The 10,870-nt window shown below is 65.0% G+C and carries 9 protein-coding genes; 5 read left to right on the forward strand and 4 right to left on the reverse strand.

Translation table 11 applies throughout. The features are described 5' to 3' along the window. Positions 1-101: 101 nt before the first annotated feature. The 5 genes from K340_RS0120620 to K340_RS31990 are packed head-to-tail and all read left to right on the forward strand — an operon-like array spanning position 102 to position 5,428. Positions 102-1,802 (forward strand): ABC transporter substrate-binding protein, encoded by a 1,701-nt coding sequence (locus tag K340_RS0120620; protein ID WP_084614707.1) that lies wholly within the window; start codon positions 102-104, stop codon positions 1,800-1,802. A gap of 19 nt (positions 1,803-1,821) precedes the next feature. Continuing rightward, the gene (locus K340_RS0120625; protein WP_029138091.1) at positions 1,822-2,799 is read left to right on the forward strand and encodes an ABC transporter permease; all 978 of its coding nucleotides are present in this window, start codon (positions 1,822-1,824) and stop codon (positions 2,797-2,799) included. Beyond that, positions 2,786-3,646, forward strand: a complete 861-nt coding sequence (locus K340_RS0120630; RefSeq protein WP_029138092.1) for an ABC transporter permease — start codon at positions 2,786-2,788, stop codon at positions 3,644-3,646. Before K340_RS0120625 ends, K340_RS0120630 begins: the two co-directional genes overlap by 14 nt. Continuing rightward, positions 3,643-4,674 carry an ABC transporter ATP-binding protein gene (locus K340_RS31985; RefSeq protein ID WP_051267063.1) on the forward strand — a complete coding sequence of 344 codons (1,032 nt, stop codon included), beginning with the start codon at positions 3,643-3,645 and terminating at the stop codon, positions 4,672-4,674. The genes K340_RS0120630 and K340_RS31985 overlap by 4 nt, the downstream gene beginning before the upstream one ends. Next, positions 4,619-5,428 carry an ABC transporter ATP-binding protein gene (locus K340_RS31990; RefSeq protein ID WP_037366000.1) on the forward strand — a complete coding sequence of 270 codons (810 nt, stop codon included), beginning with the start codon at positions 4,619-4,621 and terminating at the stop codon, positions 5,426-5,428. The genes K340_RS31985 and K340_RS31990 overlap by 56 nt, the downstream gene beginning before the upstream one ends. A 31-nt stretch (positions 5,429-5,459) precedes the next feature. Here the strand turns inward: K340_RS31990 and K340_RS34625 are convergent, their stop codons facing one another. The 4 genes from K340_RS34625 to K340_RS0120670 form a co-directional block, all read right to left on the reverse strand. Next, positions 5,460-6,413, reverse strand: coding sequence for an LLM class flavin-dependent oxidoreductase (locus K340_RS34625; protein WP_051267065.1), 954 nt, complete (start codon positions 6,411-6,413; stop codon positions 5,460-5,462). 479 nt (positions 6,414-6,892) lie between these two features. Continuing rightward, a complete protein-coding gene (locus K340_RS0120655) occupies positions 6,893-7,297 on the reverse strand; it encodes a hypothetical protein (protein WP_029138093.1) in 405 nt (134 codons plus the stop codon). Positions 7,298-7,360: 63 nt separating this feature from the next. Further along, entirely contained in the window at positions 7,361-8,584 is a 1,224-nt protein-coding gene (locus K340_RS36080) for a thermonuclease family protein (protein WP_154674394.1), read from the reverse strand. Between the two features lie 1,388 nt (positions 8,585-9,972). Continuing rightward, a complete protein-coding gene (locus K340_RS0120670; protein WP_211229567.1) occupies positions 9,973-10,740 on the reverse strand; it encodes a GIY-YIG nuclease family protein in 768 nt (255 codons plus the stop codon). Positions 10,741-10,870 lie beyond the last annotated feature (130 nt).

The raw sequence follows: 10,870 nt of genomic DNA on the forward strand, positions 1-10,870 counted from the left end.
CGCTAGAAAATCAGATCCATCCTTGACAGGCTCCCACCCAACGGCAACAGTAGCATGTTACATACACTGGCGTATGTAACATACAACCTAGGGAGTCCCCGATGGTCACTGAGCGTTGGATTCGCCATCCAAGAGGCATGCGGCTCGGGCAGGCGGCTCGGATCGCCGTAAGCCTGTTGGCCGTGGCGGTGCTGGCGGCCGCCTGCTCCAGCTCAGATCCGGAGCAGCCGGGGGCGGCGCAGAGCGTGTCGCCGCAGCCGGGAGCGTCCGGGTCGGGCGGCCAGACCGAGCCAGCCGACCCAGCCGGACAGCCGGTCACCGGGGGGACCCTGGTGATCGGCCTGCAGAGCGACCCGAGTCCACTCAATCCCAATCTGTCCACCAACGGGCCGACGCAGCAGATCGGCACGATGATCTACGAGCCGCTCATGTATTTCGACAACGCTGCCGCCGGGCCGAAACCGGTGCTGGCCAAGTCATGGGATGTCAGCAAGGACGGACTGACTTACACCTTCAAGCTGGTTAACGCGAAATTCAGCGATGGCAAGCCGATGACGTCGGCCGACGTGAAGTACACCATCGAAGAGGTCTCGGCGAAGTCATTCGCCCCGTTCGCACCCGCAGCAGCGGCGATCAAGTCGATCGAGGACAGCGACCCGCACACAGTGGTGGTTCATCTCAAGAACGCATTCGGCCCCTTCCTCTTGTCTCTGACCAGGGTGTGGATCCTGCCGAAGCACGTGTTCGAGGGCACCGACCCGCTGACCAACCCGGCCTCGACGGACAAACCCGTCGGCACCGGCCCGTTCGTCCTCGACTCGGTAACCCGGGGCGATCGTTGGGTACTCAAGCGGAACCCGGACTACTGGCAGCAGGGCCGGCCCTACCTCGACGGCATCGTCGGCAAGGTGGTTCCGGACGCGCAGTCGGCGACCCTCGCGCTGGCCGCCGGGGAGATCAGCTACCTCTCCTCGCAGGTGATCTCGCCGTCCGACGTCGAGACGGTGACTGCTTCCGGCAATGTCGTCGCACACCCGGACTCTTTCGCGCCCAACATGACTCAGCTGTTCTTCAATATGACCCGGAAGACCACTGCCAATAAGGATGTGCGCCATGCCATCGGGATGGCGATCGATCGGCAATTTCTGCTGACGAATCTCTTCCAGAACGGTGGCCAGGTGGCGAAGGGGAACTTCGACACCAGGCTCAAGTGGGCGTACAACTCCGAGGTCGACTTTGACAAAAGCTACCCGTACGACCCGGAGAAGGCCAAGCAACTGCTGGACACCGCCGGTTTCCCCAACAACGGCGGCAGCCGGTTCAGCCTGACCATCCTGGTCGAGGGTTCCAGCCGATTCCAGCCGGTCGCGGAGGCGATCGCATCGATGCTCAAGGACGTGGGCATCGACGCCAAGGTCTCCGCTCCCGAGGCCTCGGTGGCGACCAAGCAGGCGTTCGAAAAGCCGGGCGACTTCGACCTGTATCTGCAGTCCTACACCACGAACTGGGATCCGGCCCTCGGCATCGCCCGGGCCTACGTGAGCTCTTCGATCGGGAAGACCTTCGGCAATGCCGCCGGATACTCGAACCCGGAGGCCGACAAGTTGTTCGACGAGGGCCAGGCTGCGCCGACCGAAGAAGAGCGGGCGGTGCCCTACAAGAAGGTGCAGACCATCCTCGCCGACGACCTGCCGGTGATGCCGCTGATCGAGACCAAGCTGAACGACGTCGTCAGCCCAAAGATCCACGGCCTGTGGTACGCCGCGAATTGGGGCCAGTGGCAGGAGGCCTGGTCGGAATGACGACGCGACAGCCCGATCCGTGCTGAGGTACGGGTTACGGCGGCTCGGCTGGGCGGTCCCGACGGTGATCGGAATCGTCGCGGTCGGGTTCGTCCTGACCCACATCCTGCCCGGCGATCCGGTGCAGGCGATGATCGGCGAATTCCCGGCACCGGAGGGATACGCAGAGCACATCCGGGAGAAGTTCGGCCTGGACCGTCCGCTGCCGGTGCAGTTCTGGTTGTTCCTGACCAGCCTGCTCCGCGGCGACCTGGGCTACTCGTTCGCGCACAACGCACCCGTCACCGACATCATCTTCACCCGGGCCGGCGCGACCCTGGCGCTGATGATCCCCTCGTTGGTGCTGGCCTCCGTGCTCGGCGTCGTGTTCGGCGCCATCGGCGCCCGCCGGGCCGGCTCCCGCAGCGACGTCGCGGTGACGGCCTTTACCGTTTCCGGGCAGTCGGTGCCGGTCTTCTGGCTGGCAATGATGCTGATCCTAGTGTTCTCAGTGCGGCTGGGGTTGTTCCCGGTGACCGGGATGACGTCGATCAGCGCGCCTGAGAGCGGTTTTGGTCGGTTCACGGACTTTCTGCGACACCTGGTGTTACCGATGGTGACACTCACCCTGGCCTACATGACCGTGGTGGCGCGGGTGGCTCGTTCGGCGATGATCGAGTCGTTGCAAGAGGACTACATCCTGACGGCCGAGGCGAAAGGCCTGAAGAACGGCGAGATCCTGCGCAAACACGTGCTGCGTAACAGTTTGCCACCGATCATCACCGTCATCGGGTTCAACTTCGGGTACTGCCTGACCGGTGCGGTCCTCACCGAGACGGTCTTCGGCTGGCCGGGCATCGGCAGCCTTTTCATCCAAGCGGTGACGAACCGCGATTACCCGGTCATCGAGGGTGTCTTCGTGCTGTCTGCAATCGCCGTGGTCCTGGTCAACTTGATCGTGGACTTGCTGTACGCACTGATCAACCCGAAGATTCGGAGAGCACATGCTGTGGCGTAGACCAGGGCGGCGGCTGCTGAACAACCTCAGCGGCCGGGTCAGCGCCGTCTACATACTTGTGCTCGTCATCGTAGCCCTGGTCGGGCCGCTGGTGATCTCCAAGGACCCGAGCCAGATCTCACGATCCGTCCTTAAGCCGCCCTCCCCGAGCGCCTGGTTCGGCACTGACCAGCTCGGCCGCGACCAGTTGGCCAGACTGGTGGACGGCGCCCGGGTTTCGCTGTTGGTCGGTGTGGTGGCTGCCGGCATGGCGGTGATCGTCGGGGTACTCGTGGGCGCGTTTGCAGGGTTCTTCGGCGGCTGGCTTGACATCGCCCTGATGCGCGTCTCCGAGTTCTTCCAAGTGATGCCCACGCTGATCGTCGCGGTTGCCATCGTGGCGCTGATCGGCCCCGGCCTGTTCAACATCATTCTGGTGATCGCCATGCTGTCCTGGCCGCAGACAGCCCGGGTCACCCGCGGAGAAGTGCTGCGGGTCAAGCAGTTGGAGTACATCGATGTGGCGCGATGCCAGGGCCGGCCGGAGTGGCGCATCCTGCTGCGCGAGGTGATCCCGAACGCGATTCCGGCCGTCATGCCGCTGATCGCGTTGTGCGTGGCTGAGGCCATCTTGCAGGAGGCATCGATCAGCTTCCTTGGGCTGGGCAGCCCGGACACCATCAGCTGGGGTCTGTTGCTGCACGACGGTCAACAGAACCTGTTGCGGGCCTGGTGGATGTCGGTGATCCCTGGCGTGGCAACATTCATCACGGTCCTGGCCTTCAACCTCTTGGGCGATTCGGTGAGCGCGGCTCTCAATCCGCGACTCAGACTGATCGGCCGGGTCCGACGGCGGGTGAAGATATGAGCGCACCGATCCTGAGCATCAACGATCTGCAGGTCACTTACCACGCCTCGGACCGTCAGGTCTTTGCGCTGCAAGGGGCGACGCTGAAGGCCGGTGCGTCCGAGACGATCGGGGTGGTGGGCGAGTCCGGGTCCGGAAAGTCGACGATCGCCCGCGCTGCCCTCGGCCTGCTGCCGTCCGGGGTCGCCGAGATCACCGGCGGCAGCATCGCGATCAACGGCAGGGATGTGACGGGCCTACGGCGTCGCGACTGGCAACCGCTGCGCGGCAAGCCGATCGCGATGGTGTTCCAGGACCCGTTGAGCTTCCTGAATCCGGTGATGCGGGTCGACAGGCAGATCGGTGAGGCGATCCGGCGGCACGCGCCGCAGCGATCGACGAAGGACCGGGTGGTCGACCTGTTGGAGCTGGTTCAATTGCCGGCGAGCGTCGCGCGGTCATATCCGCACGAGCTGTCCGGCGGGATGCGCCAACGAGTGCTGATGGCGGTTGCTCTTGCCTGCGAGCCGAGCCTGCTGATCGCGGACGAACCAACCACAGCTTTGGACGTCACCACCCAGGCGGAGATCGTCAAACTGCTCCGCGACATCCAACGCACCCTGGGCGTGAGCGTGCTGTTGATCAGCCACAACCTGGCAGTGGTGGCGGAACTGTGCGACCAGATGTACGTGATGTACGCCGGACGGGTCGTCGAGTCCGGACCTGCAGATGAGATTCTCAGCCATCCTGGGCACCCGTACACCTACGGGCTGATGACGGCCGCCCGGAGCCTGCGCGATGCGGATGGTCGCTACGCCACCATCGCCGGCGACGTGCCGAGCCTGGCCGAGCGTTTCGTCGGCTGCCCGTTCGCCGCTCGCTGCCCGGTCGCGATGGAGCACTGTACCCAGTTGGCTCCGCCTCCGACTTCCGTTGCCGGACAGGCGAACCACGTTGCCGCGTGCTGGCACCTCGTCGAAGGGAAGGGGCGCGATGACCACCGAGACATTGCTGGAGCTGGAGCACGTCACGAAGGCGTTCAAGCGTAGGGGTACTTCCGAGCAGGTACTCGCCGTCGACCAGGTGAGCCTAACGGTGCGGGCCGGCGAATCGGTCGCACTGGTGGGCGAGAGCGGATCGGGCAAGTCGACGCTGGCCAGGATCGCGCTCGGACTGGAGCTGCCGGACGCCGGCAGCGTTGTGCTGACCGGGCACGAGCTGAGTACGTTACGCGGCAAACAGTTGCGGTCGGTGCGACGCCGGATGCAGCCGATCTTCCAGGATGCTGGCGCCTCGTTCAATCCGCGACGCTCGGTGCGGGCTGCGATGTTCCAAGGGCTGCGGCACTTGGGCAGTGACGACGAACGGCAGGCCCGGGCCGTCGACCTGCTGGACCGGGTCGGTCTGCGGCCCGGTGAGTCGTTCCTGCACCGGCTGCCACACGAACTCAGTGGCGGGCAACGGCAACGCCTGGCTATTGCGCGGGCGATTGCCAGTGACCCGGTGTTGATCGTCGCCGACGAGCCGTTGTCCGGCGCCGATGTCTCGGTGCGCGGCCAGGTGATGAACCTGCTGGTCGACCTGCAGAAGGAGCGTGGCATCGCGTATTTGATGATCACCCACGACATCTCCCTTGCCCGCTCGTTCGCCGATCGGGTCGCAGTGATGCACCATGGTTCGGTGGTCGAGCAGGGATCGACGGACGATGTGCTGTCCGAGCCGAAGGACGACTACACCAGGCTGCTGGTGCGGGCAGTCCCGGAACTCAACGGTCCGATGCCCTCACGGGCCTATCTGACCTGACTACCGGCCGCGAACGCGGTGACCCCCAGCGCTAGTCGCGTAGCGCCGGCAGCACCTCGCGGGTGATCCGTTCGAACTGACCGGCTTGGTCGAAGCTGCTGATCCGGAGCAGGATGCTGGTGGCTCCGGCGGCAACGAACCTGCGTAGGTACTGTACGCAGTCGTCGGGGGTGCCCATGGCCACCCAGCGCTGCAGGAACTCCGAGGAATAGTCGGTCATCGAATGCGCATCGAGGAATCGCTTCGATTCGTCGAAGGCCGCTTCCTTGCTCTCCGCCAGGCAGATGTTGGAGCACACGGAGACTTGGAAGTCGTGTGGCAGTGGACGTTCGGCCTCGTCGAAGTACTGCTGGATAATCTCCCACGAGCGAGCGATGTCGTCCACGGTGGTGTGGGTGGTCTGCCAGCCGTCGGCGTACCTGGCCACCCGCCGGTACGCCGTCTCCACGTTATTCGGCTTTTTCAAATCGGGATTGGCCGCAATCCAGATCGGCACCCGCTGGGCCGGCTTCGGGAGCAGGGTGACGTCCGAGAACTGCGTGTAGGTCCCGTCGAAGTCGACGCCGTCGCCGCCCCAGGCAAGCCGCATGATCTCGATGGCCTCCTCCATCCGCCGCATCCGCGACGACCGCTGCAGACCGAGATTTACCAGCTCCTGGGCGAACTCGCCGCTGCCCGGGCCGCCGCCCTGGCAGGCGACGAAGATGGTCCGGCCCTGCGACAGCAGGTCGAGATTCGCCCATTGGTGGGCCAGTAGCAACGGTTCACGCAGCGGTGTGCTGGCCATGCATGCCGGGCCCAGTCGGACCCTCTTCGTTCGGGCAGCGATGGCGGCGAGCAGGACGATCGACTCGACCCGGGGCTTGGCCAGGAACGAATCGCCGACCCAGACTGAGTCCCAGCCGGCTTCTTCTGCCGCGACGCCGGTGTCGACCAGATCGCCGACCGTGCCGACGCCGAGCACCGGACCACGGTTCAACAGCATCAGTCCAACTGACGGTATGACTGCCATTGCGCGATCTCCTGACATCTCGTGTGTAACATGTTACATGTTGCGGCTAGCCAACCGGTAGGCGTCACTTCGAACACCATCTGCAATCCGTAGTCGGGTGGTTGGCCCAGCCACGTTCCAGCTCGGCGCCCGCGGTGTCAGCGTCGCTGTCGGTGGTGGTGATCTTGAGATGCTCGGCCTCAGCGCTGGCCGCCAGCATGCGTCGAAGTGCACCTCGGCCACTTCGCTCAAGTTCGGCGGCTGCCATCCCTGCCGGAATCCGACTACGGCAGCAATGTGGAGAGCCTCTGCGTCAATCAGAATCGGCGGATGCCGACGCTGCTCGGGCTTGGACTCGAACACGTGGGCGGGCCGCCGGAGCGACGCGCCATCGACGTCGAACGGTTCCTGCGGTGCAGGGGCGGAGTGGGCCCCATTGAGGGCATCGCGCAGAGCACACCGTTCCATCACTGTCAGCTCGGGGCCGCGCCACCGGCGGTGTTTGACGGGCTCCAGGGTGATTGCGGAACTTCCACTTCCTGCGCCGTTGGCGCGAGGATGCGCTCCGTTCGTCTTCCCGCAGGCAGCATGATCGCCAGCGCGATCCCGATGACACCAATGCCAAGGAGAGCCGTGGTGCGATCACTCCCCGCCTTCTCCTCTTCGGCCATGGCGACCAAGAGATCCCGCGTCGTCCAGCCGTTCACCACGGCCTGCTGTGCTGCACCATTGGTCGTGAGCTGATTGACCTGGTCAGCCGACTGAATCGCGGCCAGGTTGGACTTTGCGGTGCCTGCTCCCGCGGAAGGCCACATCGTTATCCAGATTGCCGCTGCAGCAGCCGCGATCAGTACGCCTGCAATGATCCTCGGAATCATCGTCTCGCCTCGACTCTCGTACTGTGGTTTAAATTCGGATGCTCGCCGGCCGCGCCGAAGTCCTCAACACTTCTGCCAACCGGCAGCGTTCGGCAGCCAACAGCGGGGTCCTGTGTAACCCGGTGGTCCGCCATTCCGCGGATACACAGGGCCATATCCCTTGGAGGATCCGCTCCCGCCCCCATCACTGTCGGCGTCGTCACTCTCCTCGCGCGCGCGTTCCTCTGCGTTCTGCTGCGCCTCTGCGCGGCTTGCTTCGTCGGCCGCTCGCTCCCGTTCGGCCTGCTCCGCTGCGGCACGCTCGGCAGTCTCCCGTTCTGCCTGTTCGCGAACTGCGCGTGATGCCTCCGCGGACCTGCTCGCCGCGGCGGACTGCCGAGATGCTTCAGCGCGACGGGCAGCCTCAGCTTGTTGTGACGCTTCAGCTTGACGTGATGCCTCCGCCGATCGAGCCGCGGCACTACTCGCCGCGGCCTTCGAACTTGCGACGGACGCCTTCGACTTCGCCGCACTCGACCGGTGACCCGCGTCTGCCTCCCTCGCACGTGCTTGCTCGACGGCTTCGTTCGCCTTCGCCTCGAGCGCTGTCTGCTCGGCTTCGGTGAGGACATCCCAGATCACCCCAACCCTCGGCTGGGCAAAGAGTCTCTTTATTGCCATAGCGGCGGCCACCGTTCGATGCTGATCGTCGACGTCTTTGCAGCCTGCGGCAGCGGATGCCGAACGTGTGGTTGTCGTCGTAGTCGCAGTGCGCGGCGTAGGTGATGGGCTCGGGCTGGTGTGTTGCGACGACGCCGTTGTTGCTCCGCACCACACCAAAGCGACCTGGCCGGGGACCGTGCACGGAATATTCGGGGAATGGAGGCCCGCCGAACTCTCGATGGCTGCATCGTTCGCTACAACCAACTCGTCGGACAGGGTTCCGGGCCTCTGGTCGAGCAGCGCTGCGGCCAAACCGTGGCGGACGAGAAGAGCTCCAAGATCGGCACCGTCCGCGAGTCGCACTGAAGCGACCACCCCGGGGCCAAGCTTGCCGAAGTCCACCAGATCGATGTTCATGCCCCTTGAAAGGTGGGTGTTGACCTCCTCGACAGCCTGGTTCGCAAGGCATTCGGCGGTGGAGTCGGAGGTCCCGACTGTTGGTGTGCGTATAAATGCGAGGTCGACCATCGTCGGCGTGCCGTCGATAATGACCTTGACCGTGTCGCCGTCAATCACGTCCTGAACCGTCGCCACAACGGCGCGACCCTGCCGCACGCCACCTGACGAACCAGTCACGGCGTCCACAGTGCGCTCCGTAGACGAGATGGACCCGCGTGTGCTGGGTCGGTCTGCCGTCTGCGAGCCGCAAGCAGCCAGTGGCCCGGCAACCACAAGAGCAGCTGCCAGCGCCGGAAGTATCGCGCCGAGCCCACGCCCGTTCGGCCTCGACGCCAACAGGATTCCCTTTACGTGACCTGTCCGGCCCGACCGACGACGCGGACGTGTTCGAACCGACTCCAAAATTCCCCCAAGATTGCTGATGATGGTTAGCCTTCTGTGCCTATCGGTACCGGCGTTCGAACCGTTTCACGCTCCGACGATCCGTATCCGATTCGAGACCTTGAATGCGCACCGGTCGGCTATGTCGACCGGTCGTGCTTACGATGTTGTCGCGGGCGTGCTCGGGTGCTCCGACCGGAAGCCAGGATCATGATCAAGTTCGAGGGGGCCAATGATGTCCTTCACCGTCGGATGCGCGAGCAAAAGGCAGCGGCGTGGGGTTGCGTAACTGGTTTCGGCGCTGGCGCGCCCGCAATCGCGTCCAGCCGCCAGCGCCAACGTTCCCAGTGCCGCCGCCATCACGGCCGCGTCGCACCGTCCCGGCACCTATTCCACCAACACGACAGCAGCCGGCCGCGAGGCCGGCATCGAGGACGCCGACCAGGCCCCGCCTCACCCAGCGGGATGCCTCCGGCCAGGTCGTCTACTGCGAGCTCTGCGACCTGGACCGTCGGTTCTGCGTCCACGGGTTCGAATCCCGCCGAGCACAGGACTTGGTGTTCGCCACCAGGCTCGGCTCCACGTACCACCTGCGCGAGGACTGCAACGCCATGATCGTGCCCCGGGCGATGTCGCTCGACCGAGGCGGCGGGCGGTCCCGGATGCTGCAGATGTCTCGCGGCTCGGCCCGCCAACGGGGTCTCGACCCGTGCCGCATCTGCGCTGGTGGAACCGCGGCCTGGCGTCGATGATGAGTACGGCTGATCCCGCCGGAATTCGGACTCGCACCGCACCTCCGGTGGCTTGGTTCGCTGGTGGCCGGTGAGGCAGGCCCGGGCAAGCCGACCCGAACGTTCGGTGACGCGCCAGCTGGTTGCCCATCGCGACCAAGTGGAGGCGATCGACCGCGATCCCACCGGAACTCGTCGGTCTGCACGTCCAGCCAGTCCCGCTTGCTCGCGCCGGCCAGATCTGCGTTCACCAGCGAGGTCATCCATGGGTTCGTCTCGGCCCAGGTCTGCTTGGCCATCGTCCAGTGCTGGCGGCGACATCTCGAACCCGTCGCCGTTTCGGCGTCTGGGCCTTCGCAGGTCTGGTCCTCGCCACCATCTGGCTCCAACAGGTGACCCCGAAGGCTAGCCGCATCGCTCGAACGCTTCGTGCCCCGCCCGTGCGGACACCCTGAACCGGACCTAATTCCTATTGAGTCCATGGGATCGAGTCAGCAGAGCGTTCTTGAAGTGCGACTCCGCCGCGTCAACCTCCGCCATCGGCACGCTGGGGCCAAAGACCCGCAGAATGCTGAACCAGAAGCTCCGGGCGTGCGTGGGATCCAGGCCGGCGAGACCCCGCAGGGCGATGTTCCCGCCATGACCGTCTCGGGCGTATGCGGTCCAACGCCCGAGAATGCGTTCGGCCCCGTCCGCCTTCCCGACGTACAGCTGTCCGGTACTCGCGTCGGCGATCAAGTAGACGCCTTGAACTGAGCCGAGGGCGGTACGCCATCCGGCGTACCGCGCATCAGTCACCATCGCCTGGAGCTCGGCATGGTCGATCAACACGTTGTCGAAGCCGGGGAATGGCACCACCTCGGGGTCGGCGATCTCGGCCACCGGGAAGACAGAAGCCCGGTCTGCAGTCTTGGCCCAATTGACGGTGTCCCCGGACCATTCGATGACAAGTCGCCCCGCGAGCACCGACAGCACATCTGACGGCCGGAGATCGAAGCAGCGGACCGTCTCCGTGCGTTCGCCCGGCACCTCGCCGTGGTTCTCATAAGCGACAAGGAAGCGGGAGCGCCTGCGTCCGTCGGCCATGAAGACTAGCCAGTGGCGTGGCGGGTTCTTGCCAAGCTTGTTCTTGTGTTCCTGTCGCCGGGTGTAGTCGAGCACGTTGTCGACCGTGAGGTCGCCCGACGCTCGCAGACCGTCGTCGGTATAGGTGTGACGGAGGATCACCACCTCACGAAAATCCAACCCTGCGGCAGACAGGATGTGGGGTTTGCCCAGGGTCTGGTTGACCGGTTCGTCAGGCCGCGGGTGCGGCTCTGTTGATTGTCTCAAACTCGATCGGGGTCAGCTTCCCGAGGCG

This window comes from Nakamurella lactea DSM 19367 (genome assembly GCF_000426645.1).
GTDB lineage: Bacteria > Actinomycetota > Actinomycetes > Mycobacteriales > Nakamurellaceae > Nakamurella > Nakamurella lactea.